Source organism: Rhizobium sp. P1_E1, from assembly GCF_056406015.1.
In genome coordinates this window covers 22,301-42,547 of the sequence record NZ_JBFUAY010000024.1, presented here as the reverse complement: position 1 = coordinate 42,547, position 20,247 = coordinate 22,301, and the positions used below count along the sequence as shown (strand labels likewise).

At 60.8% G+C, this 20,247-nt stretch carries 20 protein-coding genes; 17 read left to right on the top strand and 3 right to left on the bottom strand.

Annotated features, from left to right (window positions below; translation table 11 throughout):
- The first annotated feature begins 82 nt into the window (after positions 1-82).
- The 17 genes from urtA (at position 83) to ureG (ending at position 14,539) form a co-directional block, all read left to right on the top strand.
- On the top strand, positions 83-1,375 hold the full coding sequence (gene urtA / locus AC1D1Z_RS11900) for an urea ABC transporter substrate-binding protein (RefSeq protein ID WP_026230747.1): 1,293 nt from the start codon (positions 83-85) through the stop codon (positions 1,373-1,375).
- A 115-nt stretch (positions 1,376-1,490) separates the two neighbouring features.
- Positions 1,491-3,128 carry an urea ABC transporter permease subunit UrtB gene (urtB, locus tag AC1D1Z_RS11895; RefSeq protein ID WP_130652942.1) on the top strand — a complete coding sequence of 546 codons (1,638 nt, stop codon included), beginning with the start codon at positions 1,491-1,493 and terminating at the stop codon, positions 3,126-3,128.
- A complete protein-coding gene (urtC, locus tag AC1D1Z_RS11890; RefSeq protein ID WP_028733279.1) occupies positions 3,125-4,288 on the top strand; it encodes an urea ABC transporter permease subunit UrtC in 1,164 nt (387 codons plus the stop codon). The genes urtB and urtC overlap by 4 nt, the downstream gene beginning before the upstream one ends.
- A gap of 5 nt (positions 4,289-4,293) precedes the next feature.
- Positions 4,294-5,049 carry an urea ABC transporter ATP-binding protein UrtD gene (gene urtD, locus AC1D1Z_RS11885; protein ID WP_018446880.1) on the top strand — a complete coding sequence of 252 codons (756 nt, stop codon included), beginning with the start codon at positions 4,294-4,296 and terminating at the stop codon, positions 5,047-5,049.
- Between the two features lie 70 nt (positions 5,050-5,119).
- On the top strand, positions 5,120-5,815 hold the full coding sequence (urtE, locus tag AC1D1Z_RS11880; RefSeq protein WP_003581844.1) for an urea ABC transporter ATP-binding subunit UrtE: 696 nt from the start codon (positions 5,120-5,122) through the stop codon (positions 5,813-5,815).
- Positions 5,816-5,965: 150 nt separating this feature from the next.
- On the top strand, positions 5,966-6,787 hold the full coding sequence (locus tag AC1D1Z_RS11875; protein ID WP_028733281.1) for an urease accessory protein UreD: 822 nt from the start codon (positions 5,966-5,968) through the stop codon (positions 6,785-6,787).
- A gap of 112 nt (positions 6,788-6,899) precedes the next feature.
- Positions 6,900-7,202, top strand: a complete 303-nt coding sequence (locus tag AC1D1Z_RS11870) for an urease subunit gamma (RefSeq protein ID WP_018243290.1) — start codon at positions 6,900-6,902, stop codon at positions 7,200-7,202.
- A gap of 10 nt (positions 7,203-7,212) precedes the next feature.
- Positions 7,213-7,464 (top strand): DUF1272 domain-containing protein, encoded by a 252-nt coding sequence (locus AC1D1Z_RS11865; protein ID WP_018446878.1) that lies wholly within the window; start codon positions 7,213-7,215, stop codon positions 7,462-7,464.
- 10 nt (positions 7,465-7,474) lie between these two features.
- Positions 7,475-7,780 (top strand): urease subunit beta, encoded by a 306-nt coding sequence (locus AC1D1Z_RS11860; protein ID WP_018243288.1) that lies wholly within the window; start codon positions 7,475-7,477, stop codon positions 7,778-7,780.
- Positions 7,781-7,802: 22 nt separating this feature from the next.
- Positions 7,803-8,210, top strand: a complete 408-nt coding sequence (locus tag AC1D1Z_RS11855) for a lysozyme inhibitor LprI family protein (RefSeq protein ID WP_130652940.1) — start codon at positions 7,803-7,805, stop codon at positions 8,208-8,210.
- A 16-nt stretch (positions 8,211-8,226) separates the two neighbouring features.
- Positions 8,227-8,850, top strand: a complete 624-nt coding sequence (locus AC1D1Z_RS11850; RefSeq protein WP_130653563.1) for a Urease operon accessory protein — start codon at positions 8,227-8,229, stop codon at positions 8,848-8,850.
- A gap of 3 nt (positions 8,851-8,853) precedes the next feature.
- A complete protein-coding gene (gene ureC, locus AC1D1Z_RS11845; protein ID WP_018243285.1) occupies positions 8,854-10,566 on the top strand; it encodes an urease subunit alpha in 1,713 nt (570 codons plus the stop codon).
- Between the two features lie 31 nt (positions 10,567-10,597).
- Complete coding sequence (locus AC1D1Z_RS11840; protein ID WP_130652939.1) at positions 10,598-11,269, top strand: TIGR02117 family protein; 672 nt, start codon at positions 10,598-10,600, stop codon at positions 11,267-11,269.
- Positions 11,270-11,600: 331 nt separating this feature from the next.
- Complete coding sequence (locus tag AC1D1Z_RS11835; protein WP_018243283.1) at positions 11,601-12,464, top strand: GGDEF domain-containing protein; 864 nt, start codon at positions 11,601-11,603, stop codon at positions 12,462-12,464.
- A gap of 86 nt (positions 12,465-12,550) precedes the next feature.
- A complete protein-coding gene (locus AC1D1Z_RS11830) occupies positions 12,551-13,159 on the top strand; it encodes an urease accessory protein UreE (RefSeq protein ID WP_130652938.1) in 609 nt (202 codons plus the stop codon).
- Between the two features lie 6 nt (positions 13,160-13,165).
- Positions 13,166-13,837: an urease accessory protein UreF gene (locus AC1D1Z_RS11825; protein ID WP_130652937.1), complete on the top strand. Its 672-nt coding sequence runs from the start codon at positions 13,166-13,168 to the stop codon at positions 13,835-13,837.
- Between the two features lie 90 nt (positions 13,838-13,927).
- Complete coding sequence (gene ureG / locus AC1D1Z_RS11820) at positions 13,928-14,539, top strand: urease accessory protein UreG (RefSeq protein WP_003590582.1); 612 nt, start codon at positions 13,928-13,930, stop codon at positions 14,537-14,539.
- Between the two features lie 90 nt (positions 14,540-14,629).
- Here the strand turns inward: ureG and AC1D1Z_RS11815 are convergent, their stop codons facing one another.
- The 3 genes from AC1D1Z_RS11815 to AC1D1Z_RS11805 form a co-directional block, all read right to left on the bottom strand.
- Positions 14,630-15,313, bottom strand: a complete 684-nt coding sequence (locus AC1D1Z_RS11815; RefSeq protein ID WP_130652936.1) for a Crp/Fnr family transcriptional regulator — start codon at positions 15,311-15,313, stop codon at positions 14,630-14,632.
- Positions 15,314-15,480: 167 nt separating this feature from the next.
- Complete coding sequence (locus AC1D1Z_RS11810) at positions 15,481-18,807, bottom strand: efflux RND transporter permease subunit (protein WP_130652935.1); 3,327 nt, start codon at positions 18,805-18,807, stop codon at positions 15,481-15,483.
- Positions 18,808-18,819: 12 nt separating this feature from the next.
- Positions 18,820-20,010, bottom strand: coding sequence for an efflux RND transporter periplasmic adaptor subunit (locus tag AC1D1Z_RS11805; protein ID WP_018243278.1), 1,191 nt, complete (start codon positions 20,008-20,010; stop codon positions 18,820-18,822).
- Positions 20,011-20,247 lie beyond the last annotated feature (237 nt).

Genomic DNA, 20,247 nt, shown 5'->3' with positions numbered 1-20,247 from the left:
GCTGCAGCGCCCGATAGTCCCTTAAGCAACAGTTAATCTCCGTTTCCGGCCTGTTGCGGAACAAGAAGAGGGGCTCAACCAGATGAATCTCAGAACTACTATTACTGGCGCTGCACTCGGCGCCGTCATGGCGGCCTCGGCTGCCTTCAGCGGTGCGGTTGCCGCCGACGACACGATCAAGGTCGGCATTCTGCACTCGCTTTCCGGCACCATGGCCATCTCCGAGACCACGCTCAAGGACGCCATGCTGATGCTCATCGACGAGCAGAACAAGAAGGGCGGCCTTCTCGGCAAGAAGCTTGAGGCCGTCGTCGTCGACCCGGCTTCCGACTGGCCGCTGTTTGCCGAAAAGGCACGTGAGTTGATCCAGAAGGACAAGGTTGCGGCCGTCTTCGGTTGCTGGACGTCCTCGTCGCGCAAGTCCGTTCTGCCGGTTTTCGAAGAGACCAACTCGATCCTCTTCTACCCGGTCCAGTATGAAGGCGAAGAGTCCTCGCGCAACATCTTCTACACCGGCGCTGCTCCGAACCAGCAGGCCATTCCTGCTGTCGACTACCTGATGGAAAAAGAGGGCGTCAAGCGCTTCGTTCTCGAAGGTACGGACTACGTTTATCCGCGCACGACCAACAAGATTCTCGAGGCATATCTGATTTCGAAGGGTATTCCGAAAGAAGATATCATGACCAACTACACGCCGTTCGGCTTCTCCGACTGGCAGACCGAAGTTTCCAAGATCAAGGAATTCGGTTCGGCCGGCAAGAAGACCGCCGTCGTCTCGACGATCAACGGCGATGCCAACGTTCCCTTCTACAAGGAACTGGGGAACAAGGGCATCAAGGCAACCGACATTCCCGTCGTCGCCTTCTCGGTCGGCGAAGAAGAGCTTGCCGGTCTCGACACCAAGCCGCTCGTCGGCCATCTCGCTGCCTGGAACTACTTCGAGTCGGTCGAAAGCCCTGCCAACAAGAAGTTCATCAAGGACTGGCACGCTTTCACCAAGAACGACAAGCGCGTGACGAACGACCCGATGGAAGCCGCCTATATCGGTTTCAACGCATGGGTTAAGGCCGTCCAGGCTGCCGGCACGACCGACACCGACAAGGTTCTCGACACCATCATCGGCGTCAGCGTTCCGAACCTCTCCGGCGGTTATGCGACCGTCATGCCGAACCACCACATCACCAAACCGGTGCTGATCGGTGAAATCCAGGCCGACGGCCAGTTCGAAATCGTCCAGCAGACACCTGCCGTCGTCGGTGACGAATGGTCGGATTACCTACCTGATTCCAAGGACCTGATCTCCGATTGGCGCAAGCCGATGTCCTGCGGCAACTTCAACGTTGCTACGGGCAAGTGCGGTGGCAAGGGTTCCTGAGTACGGCCCCGATCCAATGATTGCCTGAAGGCTTCCGTCCGGGTTTGATCCCGGGCGGAAGCTCCGTCCCAGCGATTGCGCCGCCAGGCCAACACTATCAAGGGCGAGAAAGCCGATGTATCGCGCCATAAAGATTTTCCTCATCACGGTTTGCCTGACATTTTCGGGCCTGACACTTTCGGGCGCGATAATCTCGAGCGAAGCCCAGGCTCAGGACGATATCCATGTGCTCATCGACGCGCTCGGCGTCGGCGACTTCCCGGAACGCGAAGCGGCCATCAAAGCGCTGGTCGCCTCCAAGGACCAGCATGTCAGCCAGATCCTGCAGCAGTTGAGCGACGGCCTTCTCTACGTCAATTCTGATGGCGGCCCGGTTCTTCTCCAGGGGGGTACCGATGACGAACCGACCTATTCCGATCCGATCACCGGCGAACCCGCTGCAGATGTCGATCCGGATCTGATGACGAAGGTCAAGATCAACAACGCGCTTCGCGGCGTCATCAGCGCCGCCACCAGCCAACTGACGCTGATGAGCCCGGACCGTTCCGCGCGGCTTGCCGCGGCGCAGGGCCTCCTGAAAGATGCCGATCCCGCCAATCTCGACCTGCTGAACTCGGCGCTGGCGGCCGAAAAGGATGCAGAGATCAAGAATACGATGGAAGCGGCGCGCGCAGTGCTGCTGCTCAAGACGGATGCGAGCGTCGAAGACAAGAAGGCTGCGATCGATACGATCGCGGCGCGCGGCAATCGCGATGCGCTGACCATCCTCACGACCACCCTCGAAACCGCGCCTGAAGATCTGAAGCCGGCGATCCAGGCGGATATCAGTTCCATCAATCGCAGCCTGGCGCTGTGGGACATCGTCCAGAACATCTGGTACGGATTGTCTCTCGGCTCGGTGCTGCTGCTTGCCGCGATCGGCCTTGCCATCACCTTCGGCGTCATGGGCGTCATCAACATGGCGCATGGCGAAATGGTGATGATCGGTGCCTATACGACCTATGTCGTGCAGGAATACATAACCTCCGCCTTTCCTGAGCTTGCCGATTATTCGCTGGCCTTTGCTGTGCCTGCGGCCTTCGTCTTTACCGGCTTCGTCGGTCTGTTGATCGAGCGCGCCGTGATCCGCTATCTCTACGGTCGGCCGCTCGAAACGCTGCTCGCCACCTGGGGGGTGTCGCTGATCCTGCAGCAGGCGGTGCGCAGCATCTTCGGCCCGACCAACCGCGAGGTCCGCAATCCGACCTGGATGTCCGGCGTCTTCGATCTCGGCGGGCTCTCCATCACCTGGAACCGACTGTGGATCATCGTCTTTTCGATGGTGGTCTTTGTGGCGCTGCTCCTGCTGCTCAAACGGTCCGCCTTTGGCCTGCAGATGCGCGCCGTTACGCAGAACCGCCGCATGGCGTCGTCGATGGGCATCCGCACCGGTTGGGTCGATGCCTTCACCTTCGCGCTCGGCTCGGGCATTGCCGGTATCGCCGGCGTGGCGCTCAGCCAGATTGACAACGTCTCGCCGAACCTCGGTCAATCCTACATCATCGACAGCTTCATGGTCGTCGTCTTCGGCGGTGTCGGCAATCTCTGGGGCACGCTGGTCGGTGCCCTCTCGCTCGGCGTCGTCAACAAGTTCCTCGAGCCCTTTGCCGGCGCCGTGCTCGGCAAGATCCTGGTGCTCGTCCTCATCATTCTCTTCATCCAGAAGCGTCCCCGCGGGCTCTTCGCACTCAAAGGAAGGGCGGTGGAAGCATGATTACGGCCTTCCTTCTCCGATCACTCGATCGCAAGATCGTCATTGCCATCGCCCTCCTGCTTCTGGTCGCGGTCCTCGTGCCGGTCCTGAACCTGATGACGGGACCGACCAATCCGCTACACGTGCCGACTTATATCATGTCGCTGTTCGGCAAGTATCTGACCTATGCGCTGCTGGCGCTGGCGCTCGACCTCGTCTGGGGCTTCTGCGGCATCCTCTCCCTCGGCCACGGTGCCTTCTTTGCGCTCGGCGGCTATGCGATGGGCATGTATCTGATGCGCCAGATCGGCACGCGCGGCAGCTACGGAGATCCTGTTCTGCCCGACTTCATGGTGTTCCTGAACTGGAAGGATCTGCCTTGGTTCTGGTACGGCTTCAACCATTTCTGGTTTGCGGCGCTGATGGTGCTCGTCGTACCCGGTCTGCTCGCCTTCGTCTTCGGCTGGTTTGCCTTCCGCTCACGCGTCAACGGCGTTTATCTCTCGATCATCACCCAGGCGATGACCTACGCGCTGCTGCTGGCCTTCTTCCGCAACGACATGGGCTTCGGCGGCAATAACGGCCTTACTGATTTCAAGGACATTATCGGTTTCAACGTACAGGCTGACGGCACGCGTGCGGCCCTCTTTGCCGCAACCGCGATTTTCCTCGCTCTATCGCTGATGATCGCCTCGGCGATCGTACGCTCGAAGTTCGGCAAGGTGCTGGTCGGCGTGCGCGACGCCGAAAGCCGCACGCGCTTCCTCGGCTACCGCGTTGAGCATTTCAAGCTCTTCACCTTCGTCGTCTCGGCGATGATGGCGGGCATTGCCGGCGCGCTCTACGTGCCGCAGGTGGGCATCATCAATCCAGGCGAATTCGCCCCTGCCAATTCGATCGAAGTCGTCATCTGGACCGCGGTCGGCGGGCGGGCGACGCTGATCGGGCCGATCATCGGCGCGATCCTCGTCAACGGCGGCAAGACGATCTTCACCGGCCTCTTCCCGGAGTTCTGGCTGTTTGCACTCGGCGGTCTCTTCGTCGCCGTCACGCTGTTCCTGCCGAAGGGCGTCGTCGGCACGATTTCGCAATATCTCGGCAAGCGGAAGTTTGTCTCCAAGGCGGCCCCACCGGCGGCCGAGGAAGACGGTATCGAGCCGAAAATCCAGGCAGCGGAGTGAGCGCCATGATTCCCGACGTCAAACCCAATAGCGTGCTTTATCTTAACGGCGTTTCGGTTTCTTTCGACGGCTTCAAGGCGCTGAATTCGCTGTCGATCGTCATCGAGCCCGGTGAACTCCGCGCCATCATCGGCCCGAACGGCGCCGGCAAGACGACGATGATGGATATCATCACCGGCAAGACCCGGCCCGATGAGGGTGAGGTGTTCTTCAACGGTACGATTGATCTCACCAAGAAGGATGAAGCCGATATCGCTCAGCTCGGCATCGGCCGCAAGTTTCAGAAGCCGACAGTCTTCGAGAGCCATACGGTGTGGGACAATCTGGAGCTGGCGCTGAACCGACGTCGTGGTGTGTTCTCGACGCTGTTCTACCGGCTTTCGGGCGAGGACAAGGCACGCATCGAGGAAATCCTCGACACGGTGCGGCTGACGCACCGCCGCGACGAATTCGCCGCCAATCTCTCGCACGGGCAGAAGCAGTGGCTGGAGATCGGCATGTTGTTGGCGCAGGAGCCGAAGCTTCTGCTCGTCGACGAACCGGTGGCCGGCATGACCGATGCGGAGACTGCAGAAACCGCAATCCTGCTCAAGGATATCGCCAAGACCCGGTCGGTCGTCGTCGTCGAGCACGACATGGGCTTCATCCGCGATCTCGGCGTCAAGGTGACCTGCCTCGCGGAAGGCTCGGTGCTGGCGGAAGGGTCGATCGATTTCGTCAGCTCCGATCCGAAGGTGATCGAGAACTATCTGGGGCGGTGAGGGATGATGGGTCCATTGAATGTTGGGGAGGGGTCTATTGCGGACCCACAAAGATTCAGGAGACGGCATCATGCTGACAGTTGAAAACGCAAACCTGCATTATGGCGCCGCTCAGGCGCTGCGCGGCATCTCGATCAAGGCTGAGATGGGCAAGATCACCTGCGTGCTGGGGCGTAACGGCGTGGGGAAGAGTTCTCTTCTGCGCGCCGTTACCGGCCAGCATCCGCTGTCGGCGGGCACGGTCACCTTCAACGACACCAGGCTCAACGGCTTGCCGCCCTTTGCCCGCGCCAAGCAGGGTATCGGTTATGTGCCGCAGGGGCGCGAAATCTTCCCGCTGCTCACCGTCAAGGAAAACCTCGAAACCGGCTTTGCCCCGCTTGGCCGCCGCGACCGCAACATCCCCGATGATATCTTCAGTCTCTTCCCGGTGCTGAAGTCGATGTTGTCACGTCGCGGCGGCGATCTTTCCGGCGGGCAGCAGCAGCAGTTGGCGATTGGGCGCGCCATGGTGACGCGGCCTAGGATTCTCGTGCTCGACGAACCGACCGAGGGCATTCAGCCCTCGATTATCAAGGACATCGGCCGGGCGATCCGCTACTTGCGTGACTCCACCGGCATGGCGATCCTTCTCGTCGAACAATATCTGGATTTCTGCCGAGAGCTCGCCGACTACGTCTACATCATGGATCGCGGCGAGATCGTCCATGAAGGGCTTGCCGAAACGCTGGATACACCGGAGGCCCGCCGCCACCTGACTGTCTGACCGGCAAATGCCGCATTTTGCAGCAAGGGACACGGAGCCTGGAAAATCTTCCTCTGCCTCTGCTGGTCTGCTCCAGACGGCATAGGAATTGCTTGCTTTCCGTCATCCGCGCGATTGAATGAAAACGGTGGCGCGACCGAAAGGGACGATATGACGACCGTGGCGGCGAGTACGAGACCGCAGAGAGCGGAAGGGCGCGGGCATCTGGCGGCGAAGCTGTTCGATGGCCGCACGCGCATTCGTGAACTCTATCAGGAAGGGGCGGCGAAGATCCGCCTGCCGGATACCTTCGATGCCTCGATGGAAGCAGTCATCATCAACACAGCAGGCGGACTGACGGGCGGCGACCGGATGGACTGGAGCGTTGATGCCGGCGCCGGCACGCGCATCGACGTTACCACCCAGGCTTGCGAGAAGATCTACAAGGCATTGGCCGGTACCGCCGAGGTGACGACCAGCATCAAGGTTGGAGCTCAAGCCCGTGTCGACTGGCTGCCGCAGGAAACGATCCTCTTCGACCGGGCAGCGCTTTCCCGCCGCTTGGATGTCGATCTTGACGAAGACTCCGAATTTCTGGCCGTCGAAGCCGTGCTGCTCGGCCGCAAGGCAATGGGTGAGACGGTGGAGACCGGGTTGTTTCGCGACCGCTGGCGCATCCGCCGCTCGGGGCGGTTGATCCATGCCGAAGAACTGAGGTTGTCCGACGGCGTAGCGGCCCTTGCCGCGCGCCAGGCCGTGCTCGGCGGGCAGGTGGCGTTTGCGACGCTGCTTTATGCCGGGCCGCTTTCGGAAGCCTATCTTGGCAAAGTCCGGCCGCTCGTCGAAGGATCGATGGGCGGTGCAAGCGCCTGGGACGGCAAGCTCGTTGTTCGCCTTGCAGCAGCCGACGGCTTCTCACTCAGAAAAATCCTGATCCCGGTCATTTCCGCCTTGCGAAATGGTGCGCCTGTGCCGAAAGTCTGGAATCTATGAATCTGGAGCATGATGCCGAAAAGTGTGAGCGGTTTTCAGGCGACGTCATACTCTAACTCTTTAATGTAGAACAGGATCATCCTGTTCCAGGCATGAAGCAGATGGGCAAGCAATGAACCTCACTCCGAGAGAAAAAGACAAGCTGTTGATATCAATGGCGGCGATGGTGGCACGCCGGCGGCTGGAGCGCGGCGTCAAGCTGAACTATCCCGAAGCGATCGCGTTGATCAGCGATTTCGTCGTCGAAGGCGCTCGCGACGGTCGCCCGGTTGCCGAGCTGATGGAAGCCGGCGCCCATGTGATCGGCCGCTCCCAGGTGATGGAGGGCGTTGCCGAGATGATCCACGACGTGCAGGTGGAGGCGACGTTCCCGGATGGAACCAAGCTCGTCACCGTGCACGAGCCGATCCGGTGAGGAGATAGGAATGCTCGAGCTCAGGCCCAATTGCGAATGCTGCGACAAGGATCTGCTGCCTGATAGCACTGAGGCACGGATCTGCACCTATGAATGCACTTTCTGCGCGGATTGCGTGGACGGTGTGTTGAAGGGTGTCTGCCCGAACTGCGGCGGTAATCTCGTCGCGAGACCTATTCGGCCGGCGGCCATGCTTGCTAAAAATCCGGCTTCGAGGAAGCGTGTGCTGAAGGCCGAGGGCTGTGCGCCCAAGGCGGCTTAAGGAGGACGAAATGATTCCAGGTGAGATCATTGCCGCAAGCGGCGACATCGAACTGAATGCCGGCGCGCAGACGGTGACGCTGGAGGTTTCCAATACAGGCGACCGACCGGTGCAGGTCGGCAGCCACTATCATTTCGCCGAGACCAATGCCGGGCTTTCCTTCGATCGCGCGGCGGCGCATGGCAAGCGGCTCGATATTCCGGCGGGAACGGCCGTGCGCTTCGAGCCGGGGCAAACGCGCTCGGTGACGCTGATCCCACTTTCCGGCAAGCGCGAGGTCTATGGCTTCCGTCAGCTGGTGATGGGTAAGCTTTAAAAACAATAGGCTGGAGGAATGCATGCGTTTGAATGTCTGCCTCGTCGGGGCGGCGATGCTGCTGACGGCAGGTGCTGCCTCCGCTCAGAATATCGATTGCAACAATCCCAAGACGCAATCGGACATGACTGGCTGCGAGGCGGCGCGCCATGAGGCCGCCGACAAGGCGCTGAATGCGCAATACAAGAAGACCCGGGCCGCCATGGTGGCGATCGACAAGGATCTCGACGGCGATATGAAGGGCGCAGAGCAGGCGCTGGTCAAGGCGCAGCGCGCCTGGATCGATTATCGGGACGCCGAATGCGACGCCTTCGGCTTTCAGGCCCGCGGCGGCACGATGGAGCCGATGCTGGTCGCCGGATGTCTCGCCAACATCACGGACAAACGTACAAAAGAGCTGAAAGAGCTCGAAGACACGATGAGCAATTAAGGTGATCAGGAAGATCATGATCGTCGGCAATGGTGAGATCGCGGAGGCAGAGGCAGGCATCATCGATGCCGCCGATTTCGTCGTCCGCTTCAACGATTGCCGCTCCTATGACACCGGCGGCCGGCGCACGGATGCCGTCGCGGTCTGCAATACCGGCCGTCCGGCGAAGGCGATGCTTGGTTCGCTTGAGTGGCGCGCCCATCCCGGCGTCGTTTCGGCTGGCGAAATCTGGAGCGTGCGCGACCCGGAAAAATTCGCGGCGATGCGGGCGCCGCTTGCCGTCTCGCATCCGGAACTCGACGATTTCTGCGACGACTACACCGATGAGTTCAGCGCCTTCTGCGTCGACACCGACAAGGCGCACATCGTCATCGGCAAATCGGTTCACGAGGCCGTCGATGCCTCGCTTTCGGCCTTTGCTCCGGCGCCCTATGTCGTGCCGAGCAGTGGCATGATCGTCATTGCCGAGGTTTTGAACACATATGCCGAGGCCGAGGTGACGCTTGCCGGCTTCGGCCACTCAGGCTGGGAATGGCACCCATTCGCGGCTGAACGACAGCTTGTCGATAGTTATATTGCCGCCGGCCGCCTCACGCGGCTTGGCGGAGAAACACCTGTTTCTTCCTCCCAAGGAGCCTGATGGATGCCCTATAAGATCTCGCGCGCCGCCTATGCCGGCATGTTCGGACCGACCACCGGCGACAAGGTGCGCCTTGCCGATACGGAGCTTTTCATCGAGATCGAGAAGGATTTCACCACCTATGGCGAGGAGGTGAAGTTCGGCGGCGGCAAGGTGATCCGCGACGGCATGGGCCAGAGCCAGGTAACGCGGGCGGATGGCGCGGTCGACACGGTCATCACCAATGCGGTGATCGTTGATCATTCGGGCATCTACAAAGCCGATATCGGGCTCAAGGACGGGCGCATCGTTGCGATCGGCAAGGCGGGCAATCCCGACATGCAGCCTGGCGTCAATATCATCGTCGGCCCGGGCACGGAGGCGATCGCCGCCGAAGGCAAAATTATCACCGCAGGCGGCATGGACAGCCATATCCATTTCATCGCGCCGCAGCAGATCGAGGAAGCGCTGATGAGCGGCATGACCTGCATGCTCGGCGGCGGCACGGGACCGGCGCACGGCACGCTTGCCACCACCTGCACGCCCGGTCCCTGGCATCTCGCGCGCATGATCGAGGCGGCCGATGCCTTTCCGATGAACCTGGCCTTTGCCGGCAAGGGCAATGCCTCGCTGCCGGGGGCGCTGACTGAAATGGTGCTGGCCGGCGCCACCTCGCTGAAGCTGCACGAGGATTGGGGCACGACGCCAGGCGCCATCGACTGCTGCCTGTCGGTTGCCGACGAATACGACGTACAGGTGATGATCCACACCGATACGCTGAACGAAAGCGGCTTCGTCGAGGATACGATCGGCGCCATCAAGGGCCGCACCATCCATGCCTTCCACACGGAAGGGGCGGGYGGCGGCCACGCGCCTGACATCATCAAGATCTGCGGCCAGCCGAACGTCATTCCGTCGTCGACCAATCCGACGCGTCCCTATACGGTCAATACGATCGCCGAGCATCTCGACATGCTGATGGTCTGCCACCATCTGTCGCCGTCGATTCCCGAAGACATCGCCTTTGCCGAAAGCCGCATCCGCAAGGAAACAATCGCTGCCGAAGATATTCTGCACGATATCGGCGCCTTCTCGATCATTTCGTCCGACAGCCAGGCGATGGGCCGCGTCGGCGAAGTGGCGATCCGCACCTGGCAGACGGCCGACAAGATGAAGCGCCAGCGCGGCCGGTTGAAGGAGGAAAAGGGCGACAACGACAATTTCCGCGTCCGCCGCTATATCGCCAAATACACGATCAACCCGGCGATCGCCCATGGCCTCAGCCGTGAGATCGGCTCGGTCGAAGTCGGCAAACGTGCCGACCTCGTGCTGTGGAATCCGGCCTTCTTCGGGGTGAAGCCCGATATGGTGCTGCTCGGGGGCTCGATCGCGGCCGCGCCGATGGGCGATCCGAACGCTTCGATCCCGACGCCGCAACCGGTGCACTACCGGCCGATGTTTGCCTCCTATGGCAAGAGCCTCACCAATTCCTCCGTCACCTTCGTCAGCCAGGCGTCGCTCGATGCCGGCCTGAAGGGCCGGCTCGGCGTCGCCAAGGAACTGGTCGCGGTGAAAAATACGCGCGGCGGCATCTCCAAGGCATCGATGATCCACAACGACCTTACACCCGAGATCGAGGTCGATCCGGAAACCTATGAGGTCAGGGCGAACGGGGAATTGCTGACTTGCGAGCCGGCGACGGTGCTGCCGATGGCGCAGCGCTATTTCCTGTTCTAGACCCACGTCCGATGTGCAACGGGCGGTTCCGATGAGGACAGGTATCCGCTGGTTGTTGCGGATCGTATTCCTGCTTGTGCTTTTGGTGGCCTGCGGAACCTTCATTCCCCGGCCGCTGATTGCGCCGGTCAAGGCGTCGTCCGTCGCAGTGACACATCGGATTCTTCTGCTGTCGGGACCAATCCATACCGATATTGCCATTCCGCTCGACGAGGAGACGCGGGCTGCCTTTTCCTTCCTCGGTAATACCGATTTTCCGCTCGCCCATCCGAATGCGGAGTGGCTCATTATCGGCTGGGGCGGTCGTGCTTTCTATCTGGAAACGCCCACATGGGCGGAACTGAAAGCACTGCCGGTGCTGCGCGCGCTGACGATCGACCGTTCAGTGCTGCATGTGGACCTTGCCGGTCATATCACCGAACCGCAGTCCAACGTCGCGGCATTCGATGTCAGTGAGGATCAATTGGCGAAGTTGCGCGACTTTATCTCGGACAGTTTCGTGCGCGACGCGGGCGCGGTCGTGCCGATCCCGAATGCGGGCTACGGCGAGATCGATCGGTTCTTCGAGGCCAAGGGATACTTCAATGCGCTCTTCGGCTGCAATACCTGGACTGCCGCTGCCCTCCGCTCGGCCGGGCTTCGAACCGGCTTATGGAACCCGTTTCCACAAGCATTGCGATTGTCTGTTGCTGTCTACAATTGAAGCAACCGTCGGGCCATCCCGCTCTTAAAGTGAATTGTGAACAGCACTCTCCATCTGGTTGTAAAAATCGGTGAAAAAATCGCTATTTTCCCCAGTTAAACCATTCTGGAACAACGGCACTGCACAATTGGATAAATCCGTTTAATATCAATAGTTTAAATGTATTTCTATAGTGTTCGATTCAGGGATTGGAAAGCTGCATCCACTGCTAGAAAAATTCTGTCCACCGAATCGTCCAAAGTGGCTCGAATTTTAACGAGTTGATTAAGAACCCCGCAGCAATTGGGCTCTTATCAATGCCTTGAAACGCCGGGCAAGAAGGTTGATTCTCATGAGAAACTGGATTTCGCTGCAGGCCGATTTTGGCGATCTTCAATACCGCAGGAACGTCTATGTCTTCGCCCTGAAGATGAGCTTTCTTGCCGTCATTCTCTCCGGCGTCATTATTGCGCTGACGATGCCGTCGCTCGATCTTCTCGGACTTTTGCCGGTGACGCTCGCACATGCAATTGGCTTCAGTGCGATCTTTTCCTGGCTGATCGGCGGCACGGTTTCCGGCATGCTGTCGCTGTTTGCCGGCTTTGCCATGCGCGATCTTGCGCTCTCGCGGGCGGAATTCGAAAAGCTGAGCCGCACGGATACGCTTTCGGGACTACTCAACCGGCGTGCCTTTACTGAGGCACTCGATAACGTCGATAGCAACGCGTCGCTGGTAATTTTCGACGTCGATCGTTTCAAGGCGATCAACGACCGCTTTGGCCACGGTTGCGGCGATGCCGTCATCATCGCGGTTTCGGCCATGCTGACATCCGCCTTCGATGAGATGGCCGTCGTCGCACGCCTGGGGGGCGAGGAGTTCGGCGTCATCGTCTCTGGCGAACCTCTGGAGGCGCGGATGGAGCGGATCGAGGGTGTCCGGGCTCGGATCGCTAGCGGCGCCATTAAGGCCGAGGGGCACGAGATCCGCATCACCGTTTCCGGCGGTGTTGCCGATCTGGTCACCGGGCGCCACAAGCAGGCGGTCTATGCCTCCGCCGACCGGGCGCTCTATCTCGCCAAGGCGCTCGGGCGCAATCGCGTCGTACATGAACGGGAAGGTCTTCATCACGCCTGGCACGGGCTCGTCGATAACGGCGTCGATGGCGAGAAAAGAGGCCCGGAGAGCGACAACGTGATGCAGGCTTACGGAATATAAAAGCCGAAGCCGGACGAAAGGCCATTGGTGCTTGCATCGGGAAGAGCTATTTTGCATTGTCGTCCTCTCAGAAAAACGGACATGTCATGCAGCGCGTCACCTCCTATCTTCCCGCCGGAACCCCTTCCTCTCACCCCATCGCCCAGGTCAAGCTGCCGCATGATCTGCGCCATCTTCGCCGCAAGCTGCTGCATCTGGAAAATGGCGAGATGGTCATGCTCGATCTCAAGGATCCGGTGCTTTTCGCCAATGGCGACCTGCTGGTGCGCGACGACGGCGAACTGATCGAGATCCTCGCCGCCGACGAGAAACTTTTCGAAATCCGCGGTCGCGACCGCACCCATCTGGTCGAGCTCGCCTGGCATCTCGGCAACCGGCATCTTGCCGCTCAGATCGAGGAAGACCGCATCGTCATCCTCCGCGATCATGTCATCCGCACAATGCTGCAGGGCCTCGGCGCCGTCGTCCTCGAGATCGACGAGCCGTTCCAGCCGGCGCGGGGCGCCTATCATTCCCAAGGCGGGCATTCGCATGGGCATGATCACGATCACAATCATGACCACGGGGATGACCACGGGCATGACCACGGGCATGATCATAGTCACAGCCATGACCATGATCACGAACATGGCTACGAGCATGAGCATGAGCACCGCCACGATCGCGGCCATGATCATGACCACAAGCACGACTGAGCCTTGATGACCAGGGATCGCGAGCTGCAGGCATTGCTGCGCCTGACGGCATGGCTGTCACCAGCCTTTCCGATCGGTGGCTTTGCCTATTCGGGCGGGCTGGAGCGAGCGGTGGCCGATGGGCTCGTTACGGATGCGGCCTCGCTTGCGGCCTGGATCGGCACGCTGGTCGGCAATGGTTCGGCCTGGAACGATGCGGTGCTTCTGGCCGAAAGCCATAGGCAACAGGCACAGTCCGCACGCCTTGCCGAAGTCGCTGCACTCGCCGAGGCGCTGGCCGGATCACGCGAGCGGCATCAGGAAACGATGCTGCTCGGCGAGGCTTTCCTCGCAGCGGCGCGGGCCTGGCCGGACGGGGTGTTCGAGCGGCTACCTGACAAGGTCGCTTATCCCATTGCGGTCGGGGCGGTTACAGGCGCCCATGGCATAATGCCCGAGAAGGCGCTTGCCGTTTTCCTGCATGCCTATGTCTCACAAGCGGTTTCATCCAGCATCCGCCTCGGTGTCGCCGGGCAAAGGGATGGCCTCGCCGTTCTTGCCGGTCTGGAAGACCATATCGCGGAGGTCGCCCGGCGGGCGGCAGCCTCGGCGTTTGACGATCTGGGTTCGGCGACGGTGCAGGCCGATATTGCCAGCCTGCGCCACGAGACGCAGGCGACGCGGCTGTTCCGTTCGTGATTGTCTGAAATTATCGCTGTGGCTGCGTCATTTGACGGTGGCGCCGGCGGGCGGCTTCGCTATCATCAAGGTTCGATTGGAGTAAGGTACATGAAATCAAGAAACGGACCTTTGCGTGTCGGCATCGGCGGGCCGGTCGGCTCGGGCAAGACGGCGCTGACCGAAAAGCTCTGCAAGGCGATGCGCGACGACTATTCTGTCGCCGTCGTCACCAACGATATCTACACGACAGAGGATGCCGAGGCGCTGGTGCGGATGCAGGCATTGCCTTCGGACCGTATCGTCGGTGTCGAAACGGGCGGCTGCCCGCATACAGCCATTCGCGAGGATGCGACGATCAATTTGCAGGCGATCGCCGGCCTGAACCAGCGGATTCCCGATCTCGACGTCGTCTTCATCGAATCCGGCGGCGACAATCTGGCGGCGACCTTTTCGCCCGATCTTGCCGATATCACCATCTATGTCATTTCCGTTTGCCAGGGCGAGGAAATCCCGCGCAAGGGCGGGCCTGGTATCACCCGGTCGGACCTGCTCGTCATCAACAAGAAGGATCTGGCGCCTTATGTCGGCGCCGATCTCGAGGTGATGGACCGGGATGCGACGCGCATGCGCGCTTCGCGCCCCTTCGTCTTCTCCGACATGAAGCGCGGCGACGGTGTCAGCTCGATCGTCAGCTTCCTCAGGGAGCAGGGCGGTCTCTAGATCCAGATTTTAGACCGGATCAAAGTCGAAGAATTAGAGGATGATATCGTCCGAAAACCGCTCACACTTTTCGGCATCATGCTCTGACGGTTAGATCCGTCGGAGCAGGTTGACGTCGCTGATGGCGATCGCCCGGCCGCGCACCGTGACACCTTTCGTCTTTAACGTCGAGAAGGCGCGCGAGAGCGCCTCCGGTGCGAGGCCAAGCTTGCGGGCGAGCAGGTTTTTCGGAAAGGGCAGCCGCAGCGAAGCGGCCGCACCGTTCTCGGCGCAGTGGGTCAGCAGATAATGCGCCACGCGCTGCGGCGCGGTCTGCATGCGGTCGCTTGCCAGGCATTCCATCATCGAGATCAGATGCAGTGACAGGCTGCGCGTGATCGCCCTGCCGATCCGCGGCCGCTCCTCCAGCAACAGCCGAACCTTTGCGATATCAAAGCACGCCAGCACGGCATGATCCATTGCTTGCGCGCCGTAGTGATAGGTTTCGTCGGCGTGGATCAGGCATTCCGCGAAACTGTCGCCGGGCTCGCAGATGCGGATATCGGCCTGCCTGCCATCGCCGTTGCGACGATAGAGCCTGACATAACCGCTCAGCACGCAATAGAAATAGGCCGCCTTGTCGGCCTCCTCGATGAGAACGTCATGCGGGTCGCAGAGGCGAACGGTGGCGCAGGCGCGCAGGGCTTCAGCCTCGTTGTGGTCGAGCCCGGCCATGAGGGCGGCCTTGGCGAGCACAGCGGCCTCTTGGCCGTTGAATGTCAGCGTCCTGTTCATCTCCCGGTCTCCTGATATGGCCGGTCTTTCCAATTCCATGTGCATGCCGGGCAAAATACGGGAAGGAGATGGCGGTGGATTTGATTTCGGTCAATCGCCAGAAGTGAACAGCAAAAACGAAACGGGCCGGGAGATCGCTCCCGGCCCGTTCATTTCCTGGGCTTTGCCTATTCCGCCGCGAAGGGCGGCAGGCGCAGCACGTTGGTGTCGTTGCCCTTGGCGCTCTTGCGCTTGCCTTCCGGCTTTTCGATTGCGGTCAGACGCTCCTCCAGCGAGTCGATTTCGCTGCGGTTCTCGCGGGTGACGCGGGTGAGATCCTCGCGCGACAGCGGCAGCTCCTCCTCGTCCTTCCTGCCGACCAGGCGGCCGAAAGCCCAGCCGAGCAGGCGGGACAGGTCGTCCATGATCAGGAAGAAGGAGGGCACGACGACGAGCGAGAGTACGGTCGAAACGATGATGCCGCCGATCACTGCAATTGCCATCGGCGCGCGGAACGAGCCGCCTTCGCCGACACCAAGCGCGGAAGGCAGCATGCCCGCCGACATGGCGATCGAGGTCATGATGATCGGCCGGGCGCGCTTGCGGCCGGCTTCGACCATGGCCTCGACACGAGGCATGCCCTGATGGCGCATCTCGATTGCGAAATCGACCAGCAGGATGGCGTTCTTGGTGACGACACCCATCAGCATCAGGATGCCGATCATGACAGGCATCGACAGCGGATTGCTGGTGAGGATCAGGCCGGCTGCGACGCCGCCAATGGCGAGCGGCAGTGAGAACAGGATGGTGAAGGGCTGGATCACGTCCTTGAAGAGCAGGATCAGCACCGTCAGCACCAGCAGCAGGCCCATCAACATGGCGTTGACGAAACTCTGCTGCATCTCGGTCTGCACCTTGGTGTCGCCGCTTTCGGCAAGGTGCACCGTGGCCGGGATATTGGCGTCGTTGACGATCTGACGGAAGCGGGCCGAAGCCGTGTCGAGTGCTACGCCCTGCGGCAGGTCGGAGCCGATCGAGACGACGCGGTTGCGGTTGTTGCGCTTGATCGAGCTTACGCCTTCCGAATAGTCGATATTGGCGACGCTCGCGAGCGGAACGGTGCCGCCGCTGGCGGTCTGGATCTTCAATGTCCGGATGGCCGCGAGATCGCGACGCATGTCGAGTGCGGCCTGAACGCGGATCGGGATCTGGCGATCGTCGAGCGAGATCTTGGCAAGGGCGGCATCGACATCGCCGATGGTGGCGACGCGGATCGTCTCGGAGATCTGCTGCGGCGTAATGCCGAGGCGGGCAGCCTCATCCATGCGCGGGTGAACCTGCAGCTCCGGACGGGGCAGGGAGCCGTCGGCGCTGACATTGGCAAGCAGCGGATCGGCGCGCAGCTTGGATTCCAGAATGCCTACGGCGTCGTTCAGGTCCTTGTCGTTCTTGGAAAGGAAGTTGAAGGAGAGGTCGCGTTCGCCGCGGTCATTGAGCTTCAGGATCCGGACGTCGGGAATATCGCGCAGCTTGGCGAAGACTTCCTTTTCGATATCCCATTGCGGGCGTTCACGGCCGTGGACCTCCACCTTCGGCAGTTTCGGGCCAATGACGGGGATATGGCCGAGCACGTCGTTGACCATCTTCTTGACCAGCGATTGGTCGAGCTTGTCGAGTGCCAACGTGATGGTCGCACGGCGCAGTTCGAGATCACCCTTCGGCGACGCGCCGCCGAGGACGAAGACGCTTTCGACGCCGTTGATGTCCTTGACCCTGTCGTAGATCGCATCCGTCGTCTTCTCGGTGTCGTCAAGGCGCGCATTGGGCGGCAGCTCGACGGAGAGAACGATGCGTGAGGCATCTTCCGGCGGCAGGAAGCTGCCGGGAACCTGCATCAGCAACAAAACGGAGCCGACCAGGAAGGCGAACGCGACGATCAGCGTCGCATACCGCGTGTACCAGCGTCCAGTCGTGCCACGTATGAGACGGGTGTATCCCCGCATCAGCAGGCCGTCATTGTCGTGATGGTCTTCCATGCCGTCTTCGGCGCGCATCAGATAAGCGGCCATCATCGGGGTGATCAGTCGCGCAACCATCAGCGAGAAGAAGACGGAGAAGGCGACGGTCAGACCGAACTGGATGAAGTACTGGCCCGGAATGCCCGGCATGAAGGAAACAGGCACGAAAACGGCGATGATGGTGAAGGTGGTGGCGATGACGGCAAGGCCGATTTCGTCAGCCGCCTCGATCGCCGCTCGATAGGGCGTTTTGCCCATCTTGATGTGGCGGGCAATGTTTTCGATTTCGACGATCGCATCGTCGACAAGGATACCGGTGGCCAGCGTCAGAGCGAGGAAGCTGACGAGGTTCAGTGAGAAGCCCATCATGTCCATGACCCAGAAGGTCGGGATCGCAGACAGCGGAAGGGCGATTGCAGAGATCAGGGTCGCACGCCAGTTCCTGAGGAACAGGAGGACGACGATGACGGCGAGCAGCGCACCTTCAAGGAGCGTATGAATGGCGGCTTCATAGTTGCCGTAGGTGAAATAGACCGAATCGTCGATCAGTTCGATCTTCACATTGGGGTTTTCGGCCCGCACCTTGTCGAGGTTCTGCGCCACGGTTTCGGCGACGCTGACCTCACTGGCGCCCTTGGAGCGGAAAACGCCGAAGGTAACGACCGGCGTATCGTTGAAGCGCGAGAAGGATTTCGGCTCCTCATAGGTGTCCTTGATGACGCCGAGATCGGACAGTTTGACGAAGCGGCCGTTCGGCAGGCCGATCGTCGTGTTGGCGAGGTCGGCGACGTTGCGGGCGTCGCCGAGAACACGGATCGCCTGTTCGCTGCCCGCCACCTGGCCACGGCCTGAGCCGAGGTCGATGTTGGTGCCGCGCAGCTGCTGGTTCACGCTCGCGGCGGTGATGCCGTAGGCATTGAGCTTGTCAGGGGTGAGTTCGATGCGTACTTCGCGCTCTGCACCGCCGTAACGGTCGACACGGCCGATGCCGGCCTGGCCCTGCAGTGAACGCTTGATCGTATCGTCGACGAACCAGGAAAGTTCTTCCAGCGACATGGCAGGCGAGGAAACGGCGAAGGTCTGGATCGCCTGTCCCTCGACATCGACCTTGGAGACGATCGGTGCTTCGGCCGTCGCCGGCAGATCGCTGCGGATGCGGTCGATCGCATCCTTGGTGTCCTGTACGGCCTGTTCGGTCGGCACTTCCATCCGGAACATGACGTTGGTTTGCGAGCTGCCGTCGGTTACCGTCGACTGGATTTCGTCGATACCGGTGATGGAGGCGACCGCGTCTTCGATCTCCTTCGTCACCTGCATTTCGAGTTCAGCCGGCGAAGCGCCGCTCTGCGTCACGCTGATCGAGACGAGCGGCACGTCGATATTTGGAAAACGCGTGATCGGCAGCGAATTAAAGGACTGCATGCCGATGAACACCAGCAGGCAGAAGGCCAGCAGCGGCGCAATGGGATTTCGAATGGACCAGGCTGAAAAATTCATCGGATGGTCTCTTTAGTTGGAAGCCGGGAGCTGTTCACGCACCGGCGTGATGTGGTCGCCGTCGCGGACGTAAGCGCCCGCCTTGGCCACGACCTCGTCGCCGGTCTTCAATCCATTGATGACCTCGACATAGGCGCCGTCCTGGATGCCGGTCTCGATCTTGGCGAATTTCACCACGCCGTCCTCGACTTTGCGGGCGGAGGAACCTTCGTTGCCGGTGAGTACCGCGGTCAGGGGAAGCGCTACGCCTTGCGTCTCGCGCACGATGATCTCGGCGCTGCCATACATGCCGGAACGCGCCTTGCTGTCATCATCGATGGAGATATGGACGAGGCCAAGGCGGGTAACCGGATCGACAGTCGGCGAAACCAGGCGGACGGCGCCGGAAAGCTTGTCGCGGCTGCCGGAAAGCGAAATCGTTGCCTTTTGGCCGGCCATGATCCTGACAACATCGCTTTCGGCGACCTCAGCGACAAGCTCGATATCGCCGTCGCGGATGATGGTGAACAGCGGATCGCCATTGCCGGCGGCAATGGCGCCGACCTTGGCGTTCTTTGCCGAGACCGTGCCGGCGACCGGCGTCTTCACATCGGTGCGCGCCAGCTTCAAATCTGCATCGGCGATCTGGCTGTCGAAGACCTTGAGATCCGCTTCGGAGACCTCGATCGCCTGTTCGGCGGAGACGACGCGGGCATTGGCTGCGGCGGCAGTCGCATCGGCCTGTTCGACCTGGGCGGTGGAAACGGTGCCCTTCTTGCCCATTTCCTGAGCGCGGGCCTGCTGCTGCCTTGCCTGTTCGGCATTGGCCTGCGCCTCGATGAGCTGGGCGCGCAGCTGGGCGAGGCTTGCCTCGCCCTTGGCCTTCGTCGCCATCATCTGGCTCTTTTCCAAGACCAGTGCGTCATCGTTGAGCGTCGCCAGCGTGCTTTCCGCCTGAACCTTGTCGCCGACATCGGCTTTCAGCGTGCGAATCGAGAGGCCTTCGACCTGCGGCTGGATATAGACTTCCTCGACGGGCTTGACCGTTCCTGTGCCGATGACACGGTCGACGAGGGTGCGGTTCACCGCCGTGGTGACGACGATCGCCGGCAGGTTCTGCTGCGGTTTTGCGACCGGCGCTTCCTGCGATAATGCGGTAGATGCAGCAAGTACCGCTGCAAAAAGAGTAAAGGCCCCTAGAATTCCAATCGGCTTGCGTGCCATGCGTCTTCGTCCAATCTTATGATAAGGTTGGCCGAACTCGAGCGTCTGCCACTCAGCGCGCGATCAGGCCACTGCCCTTCCTGCATTCTCAGAGGTATCCGCCGATCCTTTGCCGTCTTCATCCCTCGTCGGCAAATTCGGCTTGTAGGTGGTATCGATTTGCTCGATCTACAAGTCCGGCAGAAAACAATTCCCCATTAGGCGATAATAATTACCATTCTGACGTCAATCAATCAC